This is a genomic window from Peribacillus sp. NPDC097225 (assembly GCF_044761955.1).
Lineage (GTDB): Bacteria > Bacillota > Bacilli > Bacillales > DSM-1321 > Peribacillus.
The window spans coordinates 324,788-348,210 of the sequence record NZ_JBIWDJ010000002.1 but is presented as its reverse complement, the minus strand read 5'-3'; the positions used below and the strand labels follow the sequence as shown (position 1 = coordinate 348,210).

Sequence of the window (23,423 nt, the reverse complement as noted above, 5' to 3'; positions counted from 1 at the left end):
TAATACCATGCTGAAAGCTTTTTAGAACCCTAGGCCTAGCCTAGGGTTTTCTTTTCTACAAAAGAAAAGCTGTCGAGATTTTCTCGACAGCCTGACGAACTTGCTGGCATAGAAGTTCGTTTTTCTATTTAATGGAGTTATGATCCTGTTATTGTTACATGCTTTTAACTAGTAAATAAATAAAATAAGGTGCTCCCAAAATGGAGACAACGATACCTACTGGAAGTTCCATAGGGGCCAGGATGACTCTGCCTATCGTATCAGCGGATAACAGAAGAAGACCGCCCAATGCTGCCGTCATTGGCAGTAATCTCGTATGCCTTGGTCCCACTAATTTTCGGGCTATGTGTGGAGCAATCAAGCCTAAGAAAGTAATACCGCCACCAACGGATACACACGCGCCTGCTAAGGCCACTGAAATAAGCAATAATAGTCTGCGTTCTTTTTCGATAGGGAGACCAACCCCTATGGCAATTTGGTCACCTAATCCCATAACATCAAGTATTCTTGATTTATAGAAGGTTATCGGAATCAGGATGAGCAACCATGGTAATAAAGCCCAAACAAATGTCCAGTTCGTCCCCCAAATGGTCCCTGCCAGCCAAACGATGGTCTTCATGAAATCATTTGGCTCCATTTTCATCTGAAAAATGACCAAGCCTGCCCCAAATGCTGCATTTATACCGATACCGACCAACAATAACCTTACAGGTGTCACTCTTCCATTTTTCCACGATAGTACATAGATTAAGAAAGCGGCAAGAAATGCACCAAGTAAAGCGGTGAAAGGCATGATGAATATGGATGCCCAGCCCGTTAAGAAAGTAGTTCCCCGAAAGAAGAACATATACAATACAACGGCAAACCCTGCGCCTGAATTGATTCCGATAATCCCGGGGTCTGCTAAGGGATTTTGGGAAAGTCCTTGTAAAATGGCCCCTGAAATGGCAATTCCCATTCCGACAAGTATTGCCATGACTATACGCGGCAAACGAAATTCAAAAATGGTTAACTCGTTCTGAGGGGTGCCATCGCCCAATAGAGTTTTGATAACATCCCCTAAAGGAATTTTTATGTAGCCTGCATTAATGCTGATGAAAAAAACAAGTACGATTAAAAGGATGCTTGTAATAAGCAAAGACTTAAAGTGATTCCCCTTTTTGTACATTACATTCCGCTCCCTTCTTTACGAGCTAAATATAGGAAGAAAGGGACACCTATGATGGCCGTTATGGCTCCAACAGGTGTTTCAAACGGCGGGTTAACCAAGCGTCCTAAGATATCCGAAATTAGCAATAAGGTTCCGCCCAAAACAGCAGAGCAAGGAATGATCAAACGATAATCATTTCCTACTAAAAATCGCACAATATGCGGGATGACCAATCCAATAAAGCCGATCATTCCGGCAATCGATACTGCTGCACCTGTTAATAATAACACCACAATCGTACCAATGAACTTTATCAGGGGAATGTTTTGCCCAAGCCCTCGTGCCACTTCCTCACCCAGGCTAAGGATGGATATGGAACGTGAAAGGAATAAAGCCAACAAAAGCCCTCCCAGAATAAAGGGTAGAGCAAATGAAATGTGCTGTGGTTGGACGCTCGAGATGCTCCCTACAAACCAAAAGCTAATATCTTTTGAGACGTTAAATTTGATACCAATCGCTGTGGAAAGGGAACTTAGTAAGGAAGCAATGGCTGAACCGGCCAACGCCAACTTGACTGGAGTACTTCCACCCCTGGAAAGCGATGTGATTCCGAAGACAATGGCAGCACCCAATCCTGCACCAGCAAAAGAAAACATCATTAAACCTATATAGGTCATGCCAGGCAGAAAAGCGAGGGCAATCGCTATTAAAAAGGAAGATCCTGCGGTTACTCCCATAATGGAAGGATCGGCCAATGGATTTCTTGTCATACCCTGCATAATGGCTCCAGATACGGCTAAGGCAGCTCCTACGCATACTGCAGCAATGGCCCGGGGAAATCTTAATTCTCTAATGATGACATGAGATGAATTATTCTGATCAAATTCAAATAAGGCATTAAACACATCGCGATAATTTAAATCTGCAGCTCCAAAATTAACGGACAAGATAATGGAAATGACCATACCGCCCAAACCTACTAGTAGGATAACCATACTCACAAAGAGATTCTTATTCGTATGAAGCAATGTGGTGTGTTCCTTTAGTTTTGAATCCATATTAACAACTACTCTCTAAAAAATGATTGACAATATTACCTTTCTATAATTAAATTAGTTGATAACAATTATCATTACCAAACAAATAATAGTCTATCATATCTCTAGGGGGATTCAAATGTATAATGTCATGAGTAAGAAAAAAATCATTCAATTACTAGGCGCCGGCCTATTAGCAATATCTTTAGCTGCATGTGGTGACGATGATGCAACTAAAGACGATGTTTCGACAAGTCAAACAGATGAAACATCAAGTAAAGAAGCAGTTAAATCAAAAACACTGACGGATGCCATGGGAAATGAAGTGGTCATTCCAGCTAATCCGAAACGTATCATCGCTTCATATCTTGAAGATAATTTGGTGGCTCTTGGTATCAAGCCAGCCGCTCAATGGAGTGTAAGTGATGGAGCAGAAGTTCAAGGATATCTACAAAGTGAACTAGAGGACGTTCCAACCATTCCATATGATCTTCCATTTGAATCCGTACAAAAAGTGGAACCGGATTTAATCATTATGGATTCTGCCACCATGGTTGAAGGCGGTAAATATGACCAATATAATAAAATTGCACCTACATATGTAATCGGAAACGAAGTTAATAATGACTGGCGAGATGAATTGAAACGCGTCGGGGAAGTATTCGGCAAAGAGAACGAAGCCAAAAAGGTTTTGACGGATTATGATAAAAAAGCAAAAGAAGCAAAGGGAACCCTTGAGGAAAAAGTGGGGAATCCTTCTGTAGCTGCAGTTTGGTTAGTTGGCGGGAAATTCTTCATTGTCAGCGATAACCTTTCAAGTGGAGCTGTCATGTACGGTGACTTAGGGTTAAAAGAACCGGATGTTGTGAAGGAAATCTCCGCTAACGCAACTGGGAACTGGAGTGAAATTTCTTTAGAGAAACTAGTTGAGTTGGATGCTGAACACCTATTTTTGATCAATAGTGATGATTCCGCTGGTTCAAAAGCTTTAAGCGATACGTTATGGAAAAGCGTACCTGCTGTCAAGGCTGGGAATGTTCATGAGTTCTCTCCTAATGAAAGCTGGTTGTATACAGGTGCCATTGCTAACGGGCAAATCATTGATAATATTTTAAAAAGTTTAGTAAAATAGTATAGTGTAATAAAGGCTATCACTTTTGCGAGGATAGCCTTTATTTTTTGCGGAAGTGTGTAATTGCTCTTCCTGTTTTTGTGAGTGAATATCTACTGAAAGAAGGTCATGATATGGGCCACTTATTAACAAAAGATTTGTATGTAGGCTACCAAGATCACATCATCGTCGATAATATGAATCTTCAATTCAAGAGTAACGAAATCACTACTATAATTGGGCCGAATGGATGCGGAAAATCTACATTGCTTAAGGCTATCACTAGAATCATTCCTCATATGAGAGGAAGTGTGTTGCTAGATGGTCAGTCGATAGCAAAGGAAAATACTAAAGAATTGGCAAGGAAAATGGCCATCCTGCCGCAAACCCAAGATGCTCCTGTTGGTTTAACTGTCCAGGAGCTCGTTTCTTACGGGCGTTTTCCATACCAAAAAGGGTTTGGTAAATTATCTTTAAGAGATTATGAAATAATAGATTGGGCCCTGGAGGCCACGAATACGGCAGAATTCAAATTTCGCCCCGTCGATTCTCTTTCCGGTGGACAGAGGCAACGTGTCTGGATTGCGATGGCATTAGCTCAGGAAACGGAAATCATCTTTTTGGATGAGCCGACAACATATTTGGATATGGCACATCAACTTGAGGTACTCGAGCTGTTGAAAGATTTGAATGAAAAGCAAAATCGGACGATTATAATGGTACTGCACGATCTAAACCATGCCTCGCGATTTTCACACAACATGATTGCATTAAAAGATGGTGTCCTTGTAAAAGAAGGGCTGAGTGAAGAAGTGATGAAAAAAGAAATACTGAAAGAAGTTTTCAATATTGATGCGGAGATCGTAGAGGATCCTCGTACAGGAAAACCATTATGCATGACGTATGATTTAATTCGGAATAAATGAGGTGATAGCATGTTTTTCGTCATCAAGCGTTTTTTTGCTTATTATAAACCCTATAAAGGACTATTCATCATTGACTTTTCAAGTGCCGTTTTCATCGCCCTTTTGGAATTGATATTCCCTTTGGCCGTAAACCAGGTTATTGATGAATTACTACCGAGCAATAACTGGAGGATCATCATCCTATCTTGTGTAGGGCTCCTTGGTATCTACTTGTTGAGTACAGGGTTGCACTATGTCGTAACATATTACGGACATAAACTTGGAATTAATATCGAAACGGACCTTCGGAAAAATTTATTTTCAAAACTTCAAAAACAATCTTTCACATTCTTTGATAATAATAAAACGGGTCATTTAGTTTCTAGGATGACGAGTGATTTAATGGATATAGGAGAAGTTGCCCATCATGGTCCTGAAGATTTATTCATTGCATTCATGACCATTTTTGGTGCATTCTTCGTCATGTTTCAAATCAATTGGCAGCTAGCGGTCATCGTATTTGCCGTTGTTCCTTTTTTAATCGTTTTGTCGGTATACTTCAGCCGTAAGATGACTAAGGCGTTCCATTCCATGTTTGGTGACATTGCAAATTACAATGCCCGTATTGAAAATAATATTAGTGGCATTCGTGTTGTTCAGTCTTTCACCAAGGAATCTCACGAAATAGAGTTATTTAACCGCTCAAACTCAGAATTCCGTCATACAAAATTGTTAGCCTATAAAATCATGTCATGGAGTACCTCGATAAATTTCCTTCTGATGAAATTGGTCGCCCTAACAGTATTGGGCTGTGGTGCGTGGTATGTGATTCACGGGAAAATGACGTACGGTGAATTTGTAGCCTTTATTATGTTATCCAATATTTTCGTAGCGCCGATTCAACAAATAAGCGCCATTATTGAAACGTTACCAAAGGGGTATGCAGGGTTCAAGAGGTACCTCGAATTGGTTGATATGCTGCCGGACATCCAAGACAGGGATGGGGCAGTAACCATCGAGGGGGTTAAAGGTGATGTGACATTTGAAAATGTTTCTTTTGGGTATGACTCAAATAGAAACATCCTAAACGATATTACCTTCAGTGTGCCAGCTGGGGAGACGATTGCCATGGTAGGACCATCTGGTGGTGGAAAGACCACGATAAGCAGTTTATTGCCTCGCTTCTATGATATTCAATCAGGTAGCATAAAAATTGATGGCATGGATATCAGGGATTTCACATTAAGTTCTTTACGAAAGCATATCGGAATCGTACAGCAAGATGTATTCCTTTTTGAAGGAACGATTCGTGAGAACATCATGTATGGGAACACGAATGCTACAGACAAACAATTGAACAAGGCAATCGAGGATGCTCAATTAATGAGTGTGATTGATAATTTGCCTGAGGGGTTGGATACGCTAATCGGGGAGCGCGGTGTGAAATTGTCAGGTGGGCAAAAGCAAAGGGTTTCAATAGCCCGTATCTTCCTGAAAAATCCTCCCATTTTAATACTTGATGAAGCCACCTCGGCATTGGATACCGAAACAGAGAAGGCCGTTCAAGAGGCATTGGAGCGTCTTTCTATAAATCGAACGACTATTATCATTGCACATAGGCTAGCGACGATTAAGCATGCTGATCGGATAATCGTCGTCCAAAACGGCCAAATAAAAGAACAAGGAACTCATGAAAAATTAATTCATCACGAAGGAGCATATAAGAAATTGATTCTTGCTCAAACCGTATAATATAGCGCTCTAAAAAAGGGTTCACCAGGATATTGGTGAATCCTTTTTTTTGATTGCAAAGAAAAAGCATTTTGTAGTAGAACATTTAAATGGGAATCACTTTGATTCCTATTAAATATGCGGATTATTGAAAATAAACAGAAATTAAGGTTGTAATTTTGAATGCAGTATAATAAAATAACTTAAAACCAACTAAACTAATTGGAATATTTATATATTTTAGGAGGATAGCTCTTGCAACAGCAAATCATTGAAGTAACCAATGTAAATAAATCGTTTTTAACTGATAAACAAACAATTCATGTTCTTGATCAAGTCTCTTTCCATGTGGAAAAAGGGGAAATCGTCACGTTACTCGGAAAAAGCGGATGTGGAAAAAGTACACTTCTCAATATGGTTGGAGGCTTTGAAAAGCCGGATGAAGGAAGCGTGATTCTAGATGGTAAATCTATAAATCGCCCAACTAAAAAGTGTGTCATGCTGTTTCAACAAATCAATCTCCTTCCATGGCGTTCGGTTCTGAAAAATGTCGAGCTTGGTCTTACTGGAGAAAAGCTATCTAATGAGGAAAAAAACGAACGGGTGATGGAAGCATTGAAGTTAGTAGGGCTTGAAGCACATCTGCATCAGTTTCCACATCAATTATCTGGCGGGATGCAACAGCGTGTTGCGATTGCACGTGCACTTTCCATTGCACCTGATGTCATTTTAATGGATGAGCCTTTCGCGGCACTGGACACATTCAACCGGTATCATTTACAAGACGAACTTCTTCGAATACAAGAAAAGAAGAAGACGACGATTTTACTTGTTACTCATGATATAGATGAAGCTGTCTATTTGTCGGACAGAATATTGATCATGGAGTCACACCCAGGGAGAATATTTAAAGATATTCCTATTAAGCTTGTAAAACCACGTGATCGGGCACATGGGGATTTTCATTATTATCGAAAGAAGATTCTAGAAGAATTCAAGTTGAGTGGTAATCAATTCGTTCCGGAGTATAACATCTGAGAGGGAGTGGGGTTTTGAGCAAGAAAAGGTGGGGTGCTTCGATACTAATGGCTTTCATTTTGCTGTTTACGACTTCATGTGCACAGCCTACACAGCAACCAGAAGGTAAACCAACTATTAAAATTGGCTATCTTCCCATTACTCATGCTGGTGTTCTCTATATGGATAACCACCTGTATGGTGGGGAGTTTGCAGAGTACAATATCGAGCTTGTTAAGTTCAGCTCCTGGCCCGATTTAATGGATGCCTTAAATACGGGTCGGGTGGAAGGTGCCTCTGTTTTAGTGGAGCTAGCTATGAAGGCGAAAGTGAAAGGTATTGATTTAAAAGCTGTTGCACTCGGTCATAAAGATGGGAATGTTATCATTTCATCGAAGGAGATTGAAAGTACAAAAGATTTAATAGGTAAAACATTTGCGATTCCTCATAAATACTCGACTCAGAATATTTTGTTGAATAAAATGCTTAAAAAAGAAGGATTGAACTATGAGGATGTGGACGTTGTCGAGATGCCTCCTGCTGAGATGCCGGCAGCACTGTCCGAAAATCGAATTTCGGGTTATGCAGTAGCCGAGCCGTTTGGAGCGATGGCCGTTCAACTTGATAAAGGGAAAGTGCTACACCAATCGGATGAAATATGGCCTAATTCGTATTGTTGTGTACTTGTTTTGAGGAATGACTTTATTCAATCCAACCAAACCGCCACCCAATCACTGGTGACACAATACGTAAAAACCAGTGAACAGGCAGAACATAAAGATAAAGATTTATTTAATTCATTTGATCAATATATGAAGGTAGAGAAAGAAGTACTCGACTTATCACTTGAATGGATATCATTTGATGGATTACGCATTGAAAAAGATGAATACAATAAGCTCCGCAATTCAGTGATCGAGATGGATTTATTTGAAAACCCGCCATCTTTTGAAGAATTCGTGGACAATACATATATTGATAAAGCGATGTGATTATGATGATGGAACTATTAAAAAAACTAATGAATTTTTTTATCGGAATGGTTGTATTAGTTCTACTATGGCAATTGATCATTTGGATAGGGGGGTATGAAGAAGCCCTCTTACCTACACCTTTAAGTGTTGGTAAAGCGATCGTTGCTCTCATAGTTAATGGAACGTTATTTGTCCACCTAAAAGTGAGCCTCGGGAGGTTTATTGCAGGTTATTTATTGGCGGTCATTCCAGCGGTTCTTTTAGGAATGTTCCTAGGTAGATCTCCTCGTCTCTGGAATATAGTGGATCCCATCGTACAAGTGCTGAGGCCGGTTTCACCGGTAGCCTGGTCCCCATTTATCGTCCTATGGTTTGGCATCGGAAACATGCCAGCAATTGCGATCATTTTCATAGCAGCGTTTTATCCTGTACTATTAACGACTGTAGCGGGGGTCAAGAAAATTGATCGTTCTTATTTGAAAATCGCGGAAAACCTAGAAATCAAGAAGCTGCAATTAATGATGAAGATTATTTTTCCAGCGGCTTTTCCTTCCGTCGTGAGTGGTCTTCACCTTGCGCTTGGTACGGCCTGGATTTTCTTGGTTGCAGGTGAAATGGTAGGTGCCCAATCAGGTCTTGGTTATTTAATCGTGGATGCAAGGAATACATTAAATCTTGATTATGTATTGGCTGGAATTGTCTTCATCGGTATTTGCGGCTTTCTATTGGATCGATTGATTGGTTTGTTTGAGCTCTGGGTAGGCAAGCACTGGGGAAGCTTTTCAAATTAAACAGTGATTATAGTTCAAAAACTGAAAGAAACGCTAGCCCAGTGCTAAGCCTTTCTTTCAGTTTTTTCGTCTATGATATTCTTAGTGATGGTGCTGCTCAATCTTTTCCTTTTCGTCATACGTACCTAAAGTTGTAGCTACTGTGGATACGCCTAGTATTAATACAGCCAACGACACGGTCACAATAATTGTGGAAGGAATGGCTTTCCTGAAAATGGGGTATTCTTCTTTATTCCATAGCCCGATTGCCATGATTACGCTCGCAATATAGATTGTTGTAAAAAATACAATACTTAGTTCTAGATAATTTGTTGTCATAAAGCTAAGCATTGCTCCCATCATCGCTCCCATAAATAGTGCCCCTAGGCTTTCGATGAATATTTTTACAGGCAACTTATAGGTTAATGCTATAACTAAAACCAAGCTTCCTATCATAGCGATTATGGTGGATAGCACCATGTCTGGAATCCATATAGCTACTAAAATTCCGATAATTGTACTCATGGTCATTGTCACAAACATAGCTAAACAACTAGCCATATGATTTTGTTTATAATGTTGTCGAAAGGTGAAGCCAGTTAACACCGTTAAAATTACAACAATACTAAGACTGACTAGTCCTATCATAAACTTCCTCCATTCAGTTTGTGTAAGAAGTGAAATAATGGTTTCTTAATGTGAACAGGTTGAAGAAGTATTCTTGACGGAACATGAATTTTGTTTTGCGGCACGCGGTACATCAAGCGCGGGGTTACGATCAAAGAAGCCAACAGGTTTCAATTGGAAATTTATATAGGCAGTAGGCATAACCGGCCAGTCTTCCGGACGTGTAATATGATGATGTCCCATTGTATACCATACAACGATATCCTCATTATCGATCGATCGATTTGCTTGAATATATTTGGGAAGCCCGTCTCCACCTTTATGTTGATTGGGGTAATTTCCTGTTGCATACAATTCATTACGGTTAAATTGTGTTACATGTAAATGATTTTTGATAAATCCTGCGCGCTTGATGACGCTTGCGCTTTCATGCGCAAATGGAAGGCAGTTCTCACCAGCCATAATTTTATAACCAACCGGCTGATTAACGACATTCTTTGAGTTTTTATTGATGATTTTCCATGTACGCTGGGTTGGCATATCTAAAATACGTACAGCTTCTTTTTCATGTTGGAATGTACGTGATACTGGATAAAATGCATTTGAATATGGATTGTTCGGACCTTCTGGTTCAGCAAGTGTTTCGGTTTCCACCACTGAATTTTTCACACCATCGAGCAATGTATCCAACCGGAAGTTAAAGAAATGTTGATGATGTACAGCGTTTAAGCCAGGGGCAATTTCCGTACCGTATTTTGATTGCCCGGTTTCGTTAAATGTACCGGTATTTAATATACCTGTTAGCTTAACTTCAACCTCAATCGTACCATCTTGATAGAAGCTCCAATAGAAACCATAATCATAATTTCCTACTGTACAGAAGAATGAAATGACTAAGCGCCGTGAGCGACGTACCTCTACATGGTCAGTACGCCAGTCTGTATGTTTCCATCCGATTCCATAATCTTCTTCGTGTAGGCAAATTGCATTTTTAATCGTACGAGGACTGCCAGCCCCATCCGTTAATACCGCGTCGAAATAATGAATGTGTCCTAAACAATCACAACCTAGCTCAAGCGAATTAGCTAATTGACCCATTCCATATTCTCCGGCATCAAAAGCATTTTGTGTGTTATGTGCAAAGGATGCATCTCCATAAGGAACGACCATTTCAGACAATGCTCCGCGATATAGGATGGGCCGGTCCTTTCCTTTATCATTGTAATTCACAGTGTAAAGCACAAGTCCTTCGCGAGGGGTAAACCCGTATCGGAAACTCCATTTTTGCCATTTGATTAAATTTCCTTCTACCGTAAAACTTGCACCTTCTGGCTGAATGATCTCTAGTGGCTTCAGGTCCGTTCTAAACTCTATTGAATCACTTGTTTCAGGATAATAGTTAGCATCAACAGTAGGTATCTCACGTACACCGTAGTCTTCGATACGATCAACTTCCATTTTATTCAAATCAACGTACGCGACAATTCCTGTTAATGGATAAGCGTACCCATTATCATCCGCGAATTTTTTCTGCCAACAGATAGCACGAGCGATCCGTTTACCCTCATTTTCAGGAATATTAAAGTATCCTGCCGACCATGGGTCTACCATGATTAAATCTGGGTTATCAATTCCCCGTTTAGATAAAGCTACTTTAAAGTCAGGGTCTGCCTTAACCAAATTCTCGCATTCTAAGAACTCATCAAGCATTATTCCCGGCTGTACACCTGGGATTTCTTCAAATCGAACAATGGACGATGTATTTAATGAGACAACGACTTCAAACGTTGTCTTTAATTCGTTATCTAGTAATACTATAAAAACTTCTCGTTCGAAGTCATCTCCATCAGTGTAATTTAATACTACTTCTTTTAAAGGCTCATGTAATGTTACTGTTGGGAAGCGCACCTTTTCGCTTAAATTCTTCTCGATTTTCACTATGCTCACAGCTTTTTGAATCTCTTCAACGGTAAGTGGTGCTAACGGGTGATTTACCTTTAAAGTTTTTTCTTTTAAAATATCCACATGTAACATCTCCTTTCGTATATAAATTTATTCTATAGTCAGAATATTTAGTTTACAATGTAAAAAACGGAACTAATAGTATCTAATAGTAGATTGAAAATCCCAAAGAAAATAGTCAGTATTTTTGACATGAATATAAAATTTCCTTAAAAATATATTTCTAGAGGGGTATAACCTATGGATACAGTATTTAAGCCTATTCAACCTGAGTGGAATCAAAGATTACAACATATCAACTTGCTCGAACCTACATTATTTTTAAAAAGTTCTGTTGCATATGTATACCAATTTAAAGTGTCATCAAATGTAGAACCAACCGTTTTATTACCCGGAATACCTGATGGGTGTGTCGATATTATCTTTAATATGGAGGGGGATCAGGGCGATTGTTTCTTGATTCCAAGTCCCAAAATAAGGCAGGCCTATAGCTTTAAAACAAACACGACATACTTTGGCATTCGTTCACTTCCACTCCAGACATTGTTTTCTTTTGTATTATCTATGAAAGAAATCAACCAGTATATTCAGTTAGCCTTATTTGAGGTTGCCCCTTCCTTTTCCGTACTTTATAATCAACTCCTAGAAATTTCTACATTAAAGGAAAAACTACACACACTCGAATCATTTCTTCTAAGTAACTGTACTTCCCATTCACCTAATAGTGCTATTGTGAAATGTTGCATGGACATTAGCATACGTTCGAAAGGTAATATACACGTCAAGGATTTTGAAGCGCATACAGGGTACTCTGAGCGTTATTTGCGTACGCTTTTTCAAAATGAGGTCGGGATACCACCAAAACTTTTTTTGGAACTGTTGAATTTCCAATACACGCTTCAAGAAATCTATAGTGGCACATTTAATCTAGAAACGCATATTGTCGAAAGCGGTTCCTATGATACTTCTCATTTCTATAAGAAATTTAAAAAATTCACCCAAATGACGCCTTTCGAATATAGAAAGCTACTAAAAGAAGTTATTTCTTAAAGTGGTTCTTTCAAAGTGTTCTATTATTCTTTTTTTATGTAAATGAAGTCTAGCGTGTTATACAGCACTTAAGTGTTGTAGAAGAAAGATAAATTGAATGTATAGCGGGAAAATAAAGGTTGGATTAAGCCAACGAGAGATTGGCTATTTGGGGAAGATAAAAAGAGAACGTCCTGATACTTTTCAGGTGTTAGGACGTTCTCTTTTTTATGGTGATGGATAGGTGCTTACCTTTGAAATTCTTTCTCTACTGGAACAACTTTTATGTCCTGAACTAGTTCTCCCGTTTTTTTAGAATAATAGCCTATGCTCACTTCGTCGCCTGTTACAGGGTCGATTAGTTGTTTATAGCATTTTTGCAGATGGTGGCTTCCCCAAATGATAAGTGAATTGAAGACATCTTCTAACTCTTCGCCACTTTTAGTCAATGTATAACGGTAACGAGGAGGGTGGTCCGTATAAAGTTCTGCTGTAACGAGACCTTCCTTTTCTAAGTACTTCAACCGTTCTGATAAAAGATTGGAAGAAATTCCATTTAGCGCTTTTTTTATTTCGTTAAACATGGTATGCCCGTTTAGTATTTCATGTACTACCAATAAGGTCCATCGATCACCGATGATATTAAGTGACTGTGCGATATTACAAGGCAAATCGTACCTAGTTTTCATAAGTATCCCTCCAATGTTTGATTTGATTTTACCATAGTTAGTTAAAAAACAACAAAGTTGCTTTTTTTAACTAAGTATAATAAAATAACCTTATAAAGATTTCCACTTAAAAAATACAAAGCGAGGGTTTTATCATGGGACTATTTTTAATTGAATCATCATTGAAAGATATCGTGTCAAGTAAAGAAGAACTGGATCAAAAGGTGTCAAAACTTCAAGCGGATTTAAAGGAGAGCAACGCTTCATTAGTGGAGCTTCAACTATCGAAAGATTTCTCCCGTTCATTCTTCATTATTGAAGGGGAAGACCAAAATGCTGCAACTGAGACATTAAAAGGTTCAAGTATTCCTGTGGAACTTGTGAAAGAAGTTCGCCTAGTTGGTAAGGAATTAGAAGATGTGAAGAAAAACAATGAAGTCGTCAATTATTTAGTTGAATGGAATATCCCGGAAAATCTTACGATGGATCAATACTTGGCAAGAAAGAAAAAGAATTCCGTACATTATCAAGAGGTGCCTGAAGTGGCATTCTCAAGAACGTATGTGTGTGAAGATATGACTAAATGTCTTTGCTTCTATGATGCACCTGATGAAGCTGCAATTAAGCGTGCTCGTGAAGCAGTACAAACACCCATTACTTCCATTACCGAAATTCATACAGAAACTAAATAATTTTATTTGAGAAACGAGGGACGCCTAAACTTTAAGTTTGGGTGTCCTTTTTTACTTGGAATTATAATCTGAAAATTTTGATTAGATGGTTGCAATTTTATATACAGTATAATAAAATAACCTTAAACCGACTAAACTAATATGAATAAGTGTTTTTCCAAAGCATTTAAAAAATACAGGTTAATATAGTCGTCCGATCCTATACATAAAAGAACCATCATTAAAGTCATTACTTTTAAGGTTTTATACAAAGGCGGAATGAAAATAGGGGAGTTGTGGTCATGGAATCATGCGTAGTGGATAAAAAACCTATGATCGAACAATTAATTGAAAAGGAGTTAAGACCATTCGTAAAGAAAATAGATGCTGAGGCTTTTTATGCTGAAGGATTTTTGAAAAAGCTCGGTGAGGCCGGTCTGTTTTCTTCTACTAATAAAACGGAAAAAGAAATTTTATTAGATGAAATGTATGTAGTTAAAGAAACAGCTAAAGTATGCATGACAACAGCGTTTTGTCTCTGGTGTCATTTGGCTGCCTTAACCTATATCCGAAAAACCGATAATGTAGAAATGAAAACTAGGTTATTATCAGCTTTTGAAAACGGTGAAGTCCTAGGGGCAACAGGTTTATCCAATCCAATGAAGTATTACGCGGGGCTAGAAAAACTGAATTTGAGCGCGAAACCGACTGAAGGTGGCTATATTGTTAATGGTGTATTGGCGTCCGTTTCCAATCTTGGAGAGAACCATTGGTTTGGATTAATCGCAGGTGTTAGCGAAAATGAACGAATGATGGCCGTGGTTCCTTGTAAATTAGACGGCCTAAAGCTAAAAGAAAAGGTAGATTACCTGGGGATTAATGGGAGTTCTACATATGCATGTTCCTTTAATGATGTATTTATACCTAAAGAATGGGTATTGTCTGAAAATGCCGATTTGTTCGTGGAAAAAATTCGTCCGGCATTTATTGCCTATCAAATTCCTCTCGGCCTGGGCGTCACCCAATCATCTATCATGGCGATTGAAAAGGTATGTCAAAAGCAGAATGGCTGTAATCAATTCTTGAGAACCCAATCAAATGAACTGCAAGAAGAAGAGCGACACATACAGGAAAAGATTTTAACCTTATTCAATAATGATTCACTTGACTGGAAAGAGGTTGCAGATATTCGTCTTAAAACCGCTTACCTAACCCTTAAGGCTGTTCAAACAAATATGCTTCATAATGGGAGTGCCGGTTATCTGAAAGACAGCGCACCATCGAGGAAACTTAGGGAAGCATATTTCTTTGCAAACTTGACACCGACAGTTAAACATTTGGAAAAAGTCCTTACTGTATAACCTAACCCTCATGAGATTTTCTACTCATGGGGGTTTTTAGTGAAGAAAACAACTCTATTACATCTTAAATGGGTATAAAGGCCCGGTATTTTTTAAAAAGATAAAGGATCAGAACTAAAATAGTACAAGAAGATTAGTGTGGTAAATGGGAAAATGGGTTATTTTAATTTTGGGAATATTATCTAATTTATTCCAGAAAAGGGGGAGGTTTCATTGAAAAAGTATTGGAAAAGTATATTTTGTGCGTTAGCCGTCCTTGTGCTATCGCTAACGAGTTTGCAACCTGCTTTAGCAGCGACGGATTTGAAAAAAGCGAAGACGATAAGCCTTGACAAAAACTATACGGGACAGCTATCTGTTACTAATTATGAACAGGTTTTCAAAGTCAAACTCAAGAAAAATGGAAATTTGAAAGTTTTTGTTAAAACGTATAAAAGTAGAAGTTGGTATGTTGAAGTCTTGGACAGCGAGGGCAGCCGACTTGATGACTATTACACAAAAACAACCAATGGTACCGAAACCAACGAAATCGGATTAAAGAAGGGTACATACTATATTGTCATCTCCGGAAATAAAGATAAGCCTTACAAGGTGCAAGCTAAGTTCAAAGCAAGCGAGTATTATGAAAGGGAAAGTAACAATACAGTAAAAACAGCAAACACGATAAAAACAGGTAAAAACTATTATGGTGCCCTACAAGAATTTACGGATAAAGATTATTTGAAGTTCACCGTGAAGAATAAAAGGAAAGTGTCAATCACTTATAACAATACACCCAAAGAACAAAGAGATATCTTGATAGTGAATGCGAAGGGGAAGGTCTATAAAACGGTACACACCGACTATCATGTTAGAAAACCTAGTACTAGTTCATTCAGCTTGTCTTTACCAAAGGGGAGTTATCATGTTCTGATTCAATATGGGAGCGGAGCATATAAAATAAAGGTGAAGTAAACAAACAAAAAAACGGTGCAGTCCAGCTAGTGGCTGCACCGTTTTTTCTTAAAACGGGTGTTTACATATCGTGACTACTGTTATGTTTTTGTCGAGAGTGCTGTCTGTTTTTCACTTTGTGAGAACCACTTAGAGGTTCAGGCTGACCTGATTTTTTTCCTTGATTCTTTTGCATGCCTTTTCCATCATTTTTACTCATATGATATCCCCTCCTACTTATTAAGATAATCAGTTCGTTGAAAGTTATTCACAAGCATATTTATAAAAGCATCGTACATCCTAAAGATGAAAACTTATTGAGGAGCTGAATTTGATGCAGGACAAACAAGATAAGCGGAGATCTTTTCAAGAAGCCCAGCAAAGCTACAAACAAGTAAATGATGCCTATTCTTCGATTGAAAAGACGGCACCGAATTATGGAACGGAACTGAAACATGTGAAACAGGAAGTGAATGAAGCTTATCAGCAAATTCAATCTGCTTTAGTCAACGCATCTGAACACCAGCGTGAACAATTGAAGCAGTATGAACAGGATATCCAGGAAATCGTGAACGAAGTCAATTCAGATGACTATTGAAAAAGGAATCCTATAGGCCCAGATTTAGATGTGCGTTTACCTAATAAAATGGGCTTTTTGAAGATTAGCACCTTCAAAAAGCCTCTTTTATGGATTCCTTCTTATTTATTGATTCTTCTTGCGCTTTTTATTGTTTTGCCTTTGTACCTCGGTTAAGGGTGGTTCATTACCTAATTCATCATTGTAGCCCACGCCATTGCCTTGTGCTTTTGCTGCGTTCATTCCCGGTATTACATGATTTGCTTTTTGCTTTGCCATTAGATCACCTCCATTTCATAGAGTGTCATAAGGAACGATGATTATGTATTAACTTCAAATATGTTTTGTTGGAATAATTTATCAGCTTGTTTTTGCGAAAAGCTAATTATAATGAAGCCTTTAATGGGCGTGCTATGGGCATCTTAATAAGAAGTAAGGGATTTCACATAAGCTAAACTTATCAAAAACAATAACTTTCTTGTTATTTACTTATGCTGAATTCTATATTACTATTAGGTAGAAGGAAGAGTTAGGGTGGGAGAAGAGAGATAAATTTCATCAAACTAACTTTTTTACTTATATCCATTGTAAACATGGTTTTAATGACCAGGTTTTACTTTTATGTGCAGAATTGTTCTGACAGTTTAATAGGGGGTAATATTCATGACAAAGAATGACGTATATCAAGCGCGTAAGTCTTTTGAAGTTGAAGGACAACGCTACAACTACTACAGCTTAGATGCTATTGAAAAAGCAGGGGACGGCAAAGTATCACGCCTACCATATTCCATTAAAGTCCTACTTGAAGCGGTACTTCGCCAAGTAGACGGAAGAGTTATTACAAAAGAACATGTTGCAAACCTTGCTAAATGGGGAACAAGCGAGCAACAAGATATAGATGTTCCATTCAAGCCTTCACGCGTTATCCTACAAGATTTCACTGGTGTACCAGTAGTCGTAGATCTAGCTTCTCTACGTAATGCATTCGCTGCACTTGGTGGAGATCCTGATAAAATTAACCCGGAAATTCCGGTTGACCTTGTAATTGACCACTCAGTACAAGTTGATAAAGCAGGAACTTCTGATTCTCTTGATGCCAATATGGATCTTGAATTTGAACGTAATGCAGAGCGTTACCAGTTCCTAAGCTGGGCTCAAAAATCATTCAACAACTACCGTGCTGTTCCACCAGCAACTGGTATCGTTCACCAAGTAAACCTTGAGTTCCTTGCGAACGTAGTCCATGCTGTTGAAACACCAAACGGAGACTTTGAAGTATTCCCTGACTCTGTATTCGGTACAGATTCACATACTACAATGATTAACGGTATCGGTGTTCTTGGATGGGGTGTCGGTGGTATTGAAGCTGAAGCAGGTATGCTTGGACAACCTTCATACTTCCCAGTTCCAAAAGTAGTTGGAGTAAAACTTACTGGTCAACTTCCTAACGGAACAACTGCTACTGACCTTGCATTGAAAGTTACTCAAGTTCTTCGTGCACACGGCGTAGTTGGTAAATTCGTTGAGTTCTACGGCCCAGGAGTTGGATACCTTCCACTTGCTGACCGTGCAACAATCGCTAACATGGCACCAGAATACGGTGCTACAGTTGGGTTCTTCCCGGTTGATGCTGAAGCAATCGATTACATGCGCTTAACTGGCCGTGATGAAAAACAAATTAAAGTGGTTGAAACATACTGCAAAGAAAATGGATTGTTCTATACTCCTGAAAACGAAGACCCAGCATACAATGATGTTGTGGAAATCGACCTTTCAGCTATTGAGCCAAACCTTGCAGGACCTAAACGTCCACAAGATTTAATTCCACTTTCTCAAATGAAAAAATCTTTCCTTGAAGCAATCAATGCACCTATGGGTAACCAAGGTTTTGGCATGACTGATGCTGAATTGGATAAAGAAGTAACAGTTAAATTTGCTGATGGCAAAGAAACTACTATGAAAACAGGTGCGATCGCTATTGCTGCAATCACAAGCTGTACAAATACTTCTAACCCATACGTAATGCTTGGAGCAGGTCTTATTGCTAAAAAAGCGGTTGAAAAAGGCTTGACTGTTCCTGATTATGTTAAAACATCATTAGCACCAGGTTCTAAAGTTGTTACTGGTTACCTTCGTGATGCAGGTCTTCAACCATACTTGGATCAATTAGGATTCAACATCGTTGGTTACGGATGTACAACATGTATCGGTAACTCAGGTCCATTAGCAGACGAAATCGAAGCAGCAGTTGCTGAAGCAGATCTTCTTGTAACATCTGTACTTTCTGGTAACCGTAACTTCGAAGGTCGTATTCACCCATTAGTGAAAGCAAACTACCTTGCTTCTCCAACATTGGTTGTTGCCTATGCACTTGCTGGTACTGTGGACTTCGATCTTAACAATGATTCTCTTGGTAAAGACAAAGACGGTAACGATGTTTACCTTGCTGATATCTGGCCATCACAAGAAGAAGTTAATGCAGCTGTTAAATCAACAGTTACACCGGAATTATTCCGTAAAGAATACGAAACTGTATTCAACGATAACAAACGTTGGAATGATATCGAAACAAGCAATGAAGCTATCTATGCTTTCGATTCTAAATCAACATATATTCAAAATCCTCCATTCTTTGAAGGATTATCACCTGAACCAGGTTCAGTTAACCCACTTACTGGATTGCGCGTAGTTGGTAAATTCGGTGATTCAGTTACAACTGACCATATCTCTCCTGCAGGTGCAATCGGTAAAGATACTCCAGCTGGTATCTACTTACGTGAAAACGGAGTGAAACCACGTGACTTTAACTCTTATGGTTCTCGTCGTGGTAACCACGAAGCGATGATGCGTGGAACATTCGCCAACATCCGTATCCGTAACCAAGTTGCTCCAGGTACAGAAGGTGGTTACACTACTTACTGGCCTACAGGCGATGTAATGGCTATCTATGATGCATGTATGAAATACAAAGCTGATGGAACAGGTCTTGCTGTCATTGCTGGTAAAGATTACGGTATGGGAAGTTCTCGTGACTGGGCTGCAAAAGGTACGAACCTTCTAGGCATTAAAACAGTTATCGCTGAAAGCTTCGAGCGTATTCACCGTTCTAACCTTGCATTGATGGGTGTTCTTCCTCTTCAATTCAAAGAAGGAGAAAACGCTGAGACTCTTGGCTTAACTGGTAAAGAAGCGATTGCTGTTAAGATCGACGAAACAGTTAAACCTCGCGATATGGTAACTGTTACAGCTACTGATGAAGCTGGCAACGTAAAAGAATTTGATGTATTGGTTCGTTTCGATTCTGAAATCGAAATCGACTACTACCGTCACGGTGGTATCCTTCAAATGGTATTACGTAACAAACTTAAAGGTTAATTAACTTTTAGAAGACGACAAACCTGCCTGTCAGGTTTGTCGTTTTTTTTGTGTCAAAGTTATGAAATATAACAAGGGACTTCGATTTTACCTTTTCTGAGCATGATTTTATTGGTAAGATGATGTAAGAGGCTGACAGATATGGAATATGTACTATTTCTTTTGGCGAATGAATATTTTTATTGTAACGGAATTAGGGGGACGGGGTCATGTTAAAGAAAATTATTGCCTCGGTTGTCTTACTATCGCTGATAGCGGTGGCAATCGTTCAAGCAATGGATGATAAACCTGATAAAAATGAAGAAGGAAATTCGATGGGGGGGCTGAAAATTGGTGCCAAAGCACCTGATTTCACCTTAGAAACTTTGAATGGGAAACAGGTGAATTTATCTGACTATAAAGGAAAAAAAGTGATGTTGAATTTCTGGGCAACTTGGTGTCCTCCTTGTAAAAAAGAAATGCCAGATATGGAGAAATACTCAAAGCAGGCTGGGGAAGATGTCGTTATATTGGCTGTTAACATTGATCCAGAAAATGATGTGCAGGCATTTATTGATGATAATGGGATAACATTTACCATTCCATTGGACAGTCAAAGCGCTAAACAACCGGTAAACGATCAATATAAGGTTATGGCCATACCTACAACATACTTTATTGACAGTGAGGGCATTATTCGAAATAAAATGGTTAAAGCGATGCAATTTAATGAAATGGAACAAAACATCAATAGTATGAAATGACGGAATCAATAAGATTCCGTTTATTTAGTAGGATTTAAAAAATGTGTCTAATTTGTCACAAGTTTTTAGAAAAATCAAAAAACATTACAAAAAATAGATTACACTCCGCCAATTTGGGTTAAAGTATAGAAGACGCGTGAAATGAGTTTGGTACGAACTAAAATGACTGATTATTCAGACTTTATATCAGACTGTCTGTATAGTCATAATTTTACGTTAATTTGGAAAAGATGGAATATACACTATATAGTAAGAAGGTGAAAATATGAAGAAAAGAAAACGATCTTTTGAAGAACTGATTAATGAAAATAAAAAGGAATTGTTAATGGATACAAAGCTGATGGAGAGGCTTGAAGAACGACTTGAACAAAAACATATGCAAAAGGCTGAATAATAGCATAAGGGTATGAAAAAGAAGGGCTAGCGATGAATATTTCATTGTTGGCTCTTTTTTACATGCAGTGGTAAAAACATTTGAATTCTCGGAAAACCACTCAAAAACTGGAACTCATGAATTTCATTTTTAAAACCATCCTAAAAATAGGAGGCGATTTATAATGAGTAACCCAAAAAAAGATTCACAACACTTTAGACCGAGCCATCTGGGTACACAACCGAGAACAGGTGGAGGAAATAAAGGAAAGCAAATGCAAGATACTTCAGGAAAGCATGCCCAAGTCATTCAAACTAAAGGTGAGTAAGTAAGAATTCATGTCTTTAAAGGCTAGGTGGAGAAGGGAGTTATTCTTTCTCTACCTTTTCTATTTCAATAACATAACCGAATAAGAACGGAGACGCTATTCTTTAAAGGTATTCTGCAATTATGATAAGATGATGACAGTACGATTGAAAAGGAAGTGGGGAAACAAAATGTGGATAGCAGAAAATGAAATAGAGGTTCGGTATGCTGAAACGGACCAAATGGGAGTCGTGTATCATGCTAATTACTTTGTATGGATGGAACTTGGCAGGACGAAATTAATTAATGATTTAGGTTTCCGTTATGCAGATATGGAAGCGGAGAACATCCTTTCCCCCGTGATGGATATACAGGCTACTTACAAAATACCTGTACGTTACGGTGAAAAAGTGCTGATCAAGACATGGATTGAAGAATATGATGGGCTCCGTGTCGTTTATGGATATGAAATCATGAACCAGGATAATAAAGTGGCGGCAACCGGCCAATCTGTGCATGTTTGCGTAAAAAAGGAAAACTTTAAACCTGTGTCCATCAGAAGGCTATTTCCAGCGTGGCATGAAGCCTATGAAAAAAATAAAAAGTGATATTTACATAACCGAGGTGAACAGTATGGCGTTCGGGATTAAGCGGGTCGACGTTATTAACTGGAAACGTCAAATCGACCAAGGAAAAATTGCGTTTTTAACTCACTATTGGCTTGATGATCGTTTTCCTGGTTGCAAGACAGTGACCAAAGTCGGATGTAAGGACATGAATCGTTTAGCGGAGTGGGGAGAGAAATATGGTTTGAGAAAAGAATGGATTCATCACAGGAAGGATGGTTATTCCCATTTTGACCTGTTGGGGGATCGGCAAAGAGACATTCTTAAAGCTGAGGATATCAAAGAAAGATTAGTCAAGTAAAAGGCGAAACAAGGGAAACTGACAGCAGCAGGGTTCCCTGCTGCATGGTCAAGCTCCTTTTTTGTATACGAATTCAGGTTCAGCAGATTTCTCATTGAAAGTGATTAATAAATCATGTCCATCGAAAAACCATGTATCTTTTTCTTCTACATAAAAGGTGATTGATCTCATTGTATCTGAAGCTGCTATGGCTTCAGGTTCTTCCTGAATGATGCCCAATGAAAATCCGCTTTGGACAGTACTTACCCCTCCGTATCGTGCATGAAAGCGCAGATAAGCCCCTTCAGGCAATTCTAACTCATCGATATACCATTTGGCAGCCCGGTCGGAAATTTGTAGTTTCAAAAAGTGAACCTCCTCCCTTTAATTGAACATGTTCATTATAAGATAAATGCAGTAAAGATGCGAATAAAGTATGTTGTGGAGGAAAATCAAGAATGAATATACCCTATACGATTTGTTTTATTACCCGAGTAAGATCAGGCAGGGTCGAAATTCTTATGCTTTTGCGTAATAATGAACCTAATAAACATAAATGGAATGGCGTTGGTGGAAAAATCGAGGAAGGAGAGACCGTCAATGACTCGATGGCTCGAGAAATAATCGAAGAAACAGGGCTGAAAGTGAACAATCTGTGTTTCCGTGGTATCGTAACATGGAACGAGACGAGTGGAATGTACGTTTATCGGGCCGAAGACACAGGTGGAGAACTCATTGCTTGTGATGAAGGTGAACTTGCCTGGAAGCCCTACGAGTGGGTCATGGAGACTGATGAAGCTGTGTCGAATATTAAACATTATTTAAATGAAACTTTATTTGAGCAGTCTTTATACGAATTTGCTTTGACATATGAAAATGAACGACTACTTTCCTTTGAAAAAAAATCCTTACCTGATAATTATCCGCTACTACTTACTAAATAAAAGAGCATTTTTTATTTATGAATCATGCACTAAAATGAATTTTCCTGTACATATGTAGATGAATATAAAAGTAGGGGTAATGAAGAATTCCTAACATCACACATGGGAGTTAAGGGTACGGAGAAGTGAGAGATGAAAAAACGGTGTTTTTATAGGGATGTATTTTTCGGAATCGAATTATGTAATGGATATTGAGAAAGATGGCATGCTTTCCATGCAAAAAGAAAGCATGCCTAAATCGTAACTGCGGATC

At 38.7% G+C, this 23,423-nt stretch carries 26 protein-coding genes; 18 read left to right on the top strand and 8 right to left on the bottom strand.

Features of this window, described 5'->3' with window-relative positions:
• Nucleotides 1-154: 154 nt before the first annotated feature.
• Together ACIQXH_RS07540 and ACIQXH_RS07535 are read right to left on the bottom strand one after the other, a co-directional pair.
• Entirely contained in the window at nucleotides 155-1,168 is a 1,014-nt protein-coding gene (locus tag ACIQXH_RS07540; protein ID WP_402872616.1) for a FecCD family ABC transporter permease, read from the bottom strand.
• A complete protein-coding gene (locus tag ACIQXH_RS07535; protein WP_402872618.1) occupies nucleotides 1,168-2,208 on the bottom strand; it encodes a FecCD family ABC transporter permease in 1,041 nt (346 codons plus the stop codon). Before ACIQXH_RS07535 ends, ACIQXH_RS07540 begins: the two co-directional genes overlap by 1 nt.
• A gap of 118 nt (nucleotides 2,209-2,326) precedes the next feature.
• Here ACIQXH_RS07535 and ACIQXH_RS07530 point away from each other — a divergent pair, with 118 nt between their 5' ends.
• The 6 genes from ACIQXH_RS07530 (at nucleotide 2,327) to ACIQXH_RS07505 (ending at nucleotide 8,716) form a co-directional block, all read left to right on the top strand.
• Entirely contained in the window at nucleotides 2,327-3,319 is a 993-nt protein-coding gene (locus ACIQXH_RS07530; RefSeq protein WP_402959140.1) for an ABC transporter substrate-binding protein, read from the top strand.
• Between the two features lie 113 nt (nucleotides 3,320-3,432).
• A complete protein-coding gene (locus ACIQXH_RS07525; RefSeq protein WP_402873187.1) occupies nucleotides 3,433-4,224 on the top strand; it encodes an ABC transporter ATP-binding protein in 792 nt (263 codons plus the stop codon).
• 9 nt (nucleotides 4,225-4,233) lie between these two features.
• Complete coding sequence (locus ACIQXH_RS07520; protein ID WP_403080155.1) at nucleotides 4,234-5,955, top strand: ABC transporter ATP-binding protein; 1,722 nt, start codon at nucleotides 4,234-4,236, stop codon at nucleotides 5,953-5,955.
• Nucleotides 5,956-6,189: 234 nt separating this feature from the next.
• Entirely contained in the window at nucleotides 6,190-6,972 is a 783-nt protein-coding gene (locus ACIQXH_RS07515; protein WP_402872623.1) for an ABC transporter ATP-binding protein, read from the top strand.
• A 47-nt stretch (nucleotides 6,973-7,019) separates the two neighbouring features.
• Nucleotides 7,020-7,943: an ABC transporter substrate-binding protein gene (locus ACIQXH_RS07510; RefSeq protein ID WP_402959206.1), complete on the top strand. Its 924-nt coding sequence runs from the start codon at nucleotides 7,020-7,022 to the stop codon at nucleotides 7,941-7,943.
• An 8-nt stretch (nucleotides 7,944-7,951) separates the two neighbouring features.
• Nucleotides 7,952-8,716, top strand: a complete 765-nt coding sequence (locus ACIQXH_RS07505; RefSeq protein WP_402873195.1) for an ABC transporter permease — start codon at nucleotides 7,952-7,954, stop codon at nucleotides 8,714-8,716.
• 81 nt (nucleotides 8,717-8,797) lie between these two features.
• On the opposite strand, the gene ACIQXH_RS07500 is transcribed toward ACIQXH_RS07505, so the two are convergent.
• Both ACIQXH_RS07500 and ACIQXH_RS07495 read right to left on the bottom strand, forming a co-directional pair.
• Nucleotides 8,798-9,220 (bottom strand): hypothetical protein, encoded by a 423-nt coding sequence (locus tag ACIQXH_RS07500; protein ID WP_402959136.1) that lies wholly within the window; start codon nucleotides 9,218-9,220, stop codon nucleotides 8,798-8,800.
• Between the two features lie 168 nt (nucleotides 9,221-9,388).
• On the bottom strand, nucleotides 9,389-11,347 hold the full coding sequence (locus tag ACIQXH_RS07495; RefSeq protein WP_402959134.1) for a primary-amine oxidase: 1,959 nt from the start codon (nucleotides 11,345-11,347) through the stop codon (nucleotides 9,389-9,391).
• A 177-nt stretch (nucleotides 11,348-11,524) separates the two neighbouring features.
• Here ACIQXH_RS07495 and ACIQXH_RS07490 point away from each other — a divergent pair, with 177 nt between their 5' ends.
• A complete protein-coding gene (locus ACIQXH_RS07490) occupies nucleotides 11,525-12,334 on the top strand; it encodes a helix-turn-helix domain-containing protein (RefSeq protein WP_402872630.1) in 810 nt (269 codons plus the stop codon).
• A gap of 227 nt (nucleotides 12,335-12,561) precedes the next feature.
• Here the strand turns inward: ACIQXH_RS07490 and ACIQXH_RS07485 are convergent, their stop codons facing one another.
• Entirely contained in the window at nucleotides 12,562-13,002 is a 441-nt protein-coding gene (locus tag ACIQXH_RS07485; RefSeq protein WP_402872632.1) for a winged helix-turn-helix transcriptional regulator, read from the bottom strand.
• A 134-nt stretch (nucleotides 13,003-13,136) separates the two neighbouring features.
• On the opposite strand from ACIQXH_RS07485, the gene ACIQXH_RS07480 reads away from it, so the two are divergent.
• The 3 genes from ACIQXH_RS07480 to ACIQXH_RS07470 all read left to right on the top strand — a co-directional run bounded on the left by ACIQXH_RS07480 (nucleotide 13,137) and on the right by ACIQXH_RS07470 (nucleotide 15,967).
• Complete coding sequence (locus tag ACIQXH_RS07480) at nucleotides 13,137-13,673, top strand: DUF4242 domain-containing protein (protein WP_402872634.1); 537 nt, start codon at nucleotides 13,137-13,139, stop codon at nucleotides 13,671-13,673.
• A 281-nt stretch (nucleotides 13,674-13,954) separates the two neighbouring features.
• Nucleotides 13,955-15,013, top strand: a complete 1,059-nt coding sequence (locus ACIQXH_RS07475; protein ID WP_402959132.1) for an acyl-CoA dehydrogenase family protein — start codon at nucleotides 13,955-13,957, stop codon at nucleotides 15,011-15,013.
• A gap of 213 nt (nucleotides 15,014-15,226) precedes the next feature.
• Entirely contained in the window at nucleotides 15,227-15,967 is a 741-nt protein-coding gene (locus ACIQXH_RS07470) for a hypothetical protein (protein ID WP_402959130.1), read from the top strand.
• A gap of 61 nt (nucleotides 15,968-16,028) precedes the next feature.
• Here ACIQXH_RS07470 and ACIQXH_RS07465 read toward each other — a convergent pair whose 3' ends face one another.
• Complete coding sequence (locus ACIQXH_RS07465) at nucleotides 16,029-16,166, bottom strand: small acid-soluble spore protein P (RefSeq protein WP_402959128.1); 138 nt, start codon at nucleotides 16,164-16,166, stop codon at nucleotides 16,029-16,031.
• A 114-nt stretch (nucleotides 16,167-16,280) separates the two neighbouring features.
• On the opposite strand from ACIQXH_RS07465, the gene ACIQXH_RS07460 reads away from it, so the two are divergent.
• On the top strand, nucleotides 16,281-16,544 hold the full coding sequence (locus ACIQXH_RS07460) for a hypothetical protein (protein WP_402872642.1): 264 nt from the start codon (nucleotides 16,281-16,283) through the stop codon (nucleotides 16,542-16,544).
• A gap of 105 nt (nucleotides 16,545-16,649) precedes the next feature.
• Here the strand turns inward: ACIQXH_RS07460 and sspO are convergent, their stop codons facing one another.
• Nucleotides 16,650-16,802, bottom strand: coding sequence for a small acid-soluble spore protein O (gene sspO, locus ACIQXH_RS07455; RefSeq protein WP_402872644.1), 153 nt, complete (start codon nucleotides 16,800-16,802; stop codon nucleotides 16,650-16,652).
• A 384-nt stretch (nucleotides 16,803-17,186) separates the two neighbouring features.
• Between sspO and acnA the strand changes: the two genes are divergently transcribed.
• The 6 genes from acnA to ACIQXH_RS07425 all read left to right on the top strand — a co-directional run bounded on the left by acnA (nucleotide 17,187) and on the right by ACIQXH_RS07425 (nucleotide 22,247).
• Nucleotides 17,187-19,898: an aconitate hydratase AcnA gene (gene acnA, locus ACIQXH_RS07450; RefSeq protein WP_402959126.1), complete on the top strand. Its 2,712-nt coding sequence runs from the start codon at nucleotides 17,187-17,189 to the stop codon at nucleotides 19,896-19,898.
• 209 nt (nucleotides 19,899-20,107) lie between these two features.
• Nucleotides 20,108-20,641 (top strand): TlpA disulfide reductase family protein, encoded by a 534-nt coding sequence (locus ACIQXH_RS07445; protein ID WP_402872649.1) that lies wholly within the window; start codon nucleotides 20,108-20,110, stop codon nucleotides 20,639-20,641.
• A 265-nt stretch (nucleotides 20,642-20,906) separates the two neighbouring features.
• Nucleotides 20,907-21,035 (top strand): FbpB family small basic protein, encoded by a 129-nt coding sequence (locus tag ACIQXH_RS07440; RefSeq protein WP_402872652.1) that lies wholly within the window; start codon nucleotides 20,907-20,909, stop codon nucleotides 21,033-21,035.
• Nucleotides 21,036-21,198: 163 nt separating this feature from the next.
• A complete protein-coding gene (locus ACIQXH_RS07435; RefSeq protein ID WP_402872655.1) occupies nucleotides 21,199-21,342 on the top strand; it encodes an acid-soluble spore protein N in 144 nt (47 codons plus the stop codon).
• 169 nt (nucleotides 21,343-21,511) lie between these two features.
• Nucleotides 21,512-21,928 (top strand): acyl-CoA thioesterase, encoded by a 417-nt coding sequence (locus ACIQXH_RS07430; RefSeq protein WP_402872658.1) that lies wholly within the window; start codon nucleotides 21,512-21,514, stop codon nucleotides 21,926-21,928.
• 25 nt (nucleotides 21,929-21,953) lie between these two features.
• The gene (locus ACIQXH_RS07425) at nucleotides 21,954-22,247 is read left to right on the top strand and encodes a hypothetical protein (protein WP_403123257.1); all 294 of its coding nucleotides are present in this window, start codon (nucleotides 21,954-21,956) and stop codon (nucleotides 22,245-22,247) included.
• Between the two features lie 48 nt (nucleotides 22,248-22,295).
• Here ACIQXH_RS07425 and ACIQXH_RS07420 read toward each other — a convergent pair whose 3' ends face one another.
• On the bottom strand, nucleotides 22,296-22,592 hold the full coding sequence (locus ACIQXH_RS07420) for a HesB/YadR/YfhF family protein (protein WP_402872660.1): 297 nt from the start codon (nucleotides 22,590-22,592) through the stop codon (nucleotides 22,296-22,298).
• Nucleotides 22,593-22,684: 92 nt separating this feature from the next.
• On the opposite strand from ACIQXH_RS07420, the gene ACIQXH_RS07415 reads away from it, so the two are divergent.
• On the top strand, nucleotides 22,685-23,170 hold the full coding sequence (locus ACIQXH_RS07415) for an NUDIX hydrolase (RefSeq protein ID WP_402959123.1): 486 nt from the start codon (nucleotides 22,685-22,687) through the stop codon (nucleotides 23,168-23,170).
• Nucleotides 23,171-23,423: the final 253 nt, after the last annotated feature.

Bases quoted from the DNA above. Each gene is read 5' to 3' on its own strand.
- ACIQXH_RS07460 (WP_402872642.1), top strand. From the start codon at position 16,281: ATGCAGGACAAACAAGATAAGCGGAGATCTTTTCAAGAAGCCCAGCAA.
- ACIQXH_RS07510 (WP_402959206.1), top strand. From the start codon at position 7,020: ATGGCTTTCATTTTGCTGTTTACGACTTCATGTGCACAGCCTACACAG.
- ACIQXH_RS07435 (WP_402872655.1), top strand. From the start codon at position 21,199: ATGAGTAACCCAAAAAAAGATTCACAACACTTTAGACCGAGCCATCTG.
- ACIQXH_RS07430 (WP_402872658.1), top strand. From the start codon at position 21,512: ATGTGGATAGCAGAAAATGAAATAGAGGTTCGGTATGCTGAAACGGAC.
- ACIQXH_RS07530 (WP_402959140.1), top strand. From the start codon at position 2,327: ATGTATAATGTCATGAGTAAGAAAAAAATCATTCAATTACTAGGCGCC.
- ACIQXH_RS07535 (WP_402872618.1), bottom strand. From the start codon at position 2,208: ATGGATTCAAAACTAAAGGAACACACCACATTGCTTCATACGAATAAG.
- ACIQXH_RS07540 (WP_402872616.1), bottom strand. From the start codon at position 1,168: ATGTACAAAAAGGGGAATCACTTTAAGTCTTTGCTTATTACAAGCATC.
- ACIQXH_RS07415 (WP_402959123.1), top strand. From the start codon at position 22,685: ATGAATATACCCTATACGATTTGTTTTATTACCCGAGTAAGATCAGGC.
- acnA (WP_402959126.1), top strand. From the start codon at position 17,187: ATGACAAAGAATGACGTATATCAAGCGCGTAAGTCTTTTGAAGTTGAA.
- ACIQXH_RS07425 (WP_403123257.1), top strand. From the start codon at position 21,954: ATGGCGTTCGGGATTAAGCGGGTCGACGTTATTAACTGGAAACGTCAA.
- ACIQXH_RS07445 (WP_402872649.1), top strand. From the start codon at position 20,108: ATGTTAAAGAAAATTATTGCCTCGGTTGTCTTACTATCGCTGATAGCG.
- sspO (WP_402872644.1), bottom strand. From the start codon at position 16,802: ATGGCAAAGCAAAAAGCAAATCATGTAATACCGGGAATGAACGCAGCA.
- ACIQXH_RS07475 (WP_402959132.1), top strand. From the start codon at position 13,955: ATGGAATCATGCGTAGTGGATAAAAAACCTATGATCGAACAATTAATT.
- ACIQXH_RS07440 (WP_402872652.1), top strand. From the start codon at position 20,907: ATGAAGAAAAGAAAACGATCTTTTGAAGAACTGATTAATGAAAATAAA.
- ACIQXH_RS07525 (WP_402873187.1), top strand. From the start codon at position 3,433: ATGGGCCACTTATTAACAAAAGATTTGTATGTAGGCTACCAAGATCAC.
- ACIQXH_RS07485 (WP_402872632.1), bottom strand. From the start codon at position 13,002: ATGAAAACTAGGTACGATTTGCCTTGTAATATCGCACAGTCACTTAAT.
- ACIQXH_RS07520 (WP_403080155.1), top strand. From the start codon at position 4,234: ATGTTTTTCGTCATCAAGCGTTTTTTTGCTTATTATAAACCCTATAAA.
- ACIQXH_RS07505 (WP_402873195.1), top strand. From the start codon at position 7,952: ATGGAACTATTAAAAAAACTAATGAATTTTTTTATCGGAATGGTTGTA.
- ACIQXH_RS07480 (WP_402872634.1), top strand. From the start codon at position 13,137: ATGGGACTATTTTTAATTGAATCATCATTGAAAGATATCGTGTCAAGT.
- ACIQXH_RS07490 (WP_402872630.1), top strand. From the start codon at position 11,525: ATGGATACAGTATTTAAGCCTATTCAACCTGAGTGGAATCAAAGATTA.
- ACIQXH_RS07500 (WP_402959136.1), bottom strand. From the start codon at position 9,220: ATGAGTACAATTATCGGAATTTTAGTAGCTATATGGATTCCAGACATG.
- ACIQXH_RS07465 (WP_402959128.1), bottom strand. From the start codon at position 16,166: ATGAGTAAAAATGATGGAAAAGGCATGCAAAAGAATCAAGGAAAAAAA.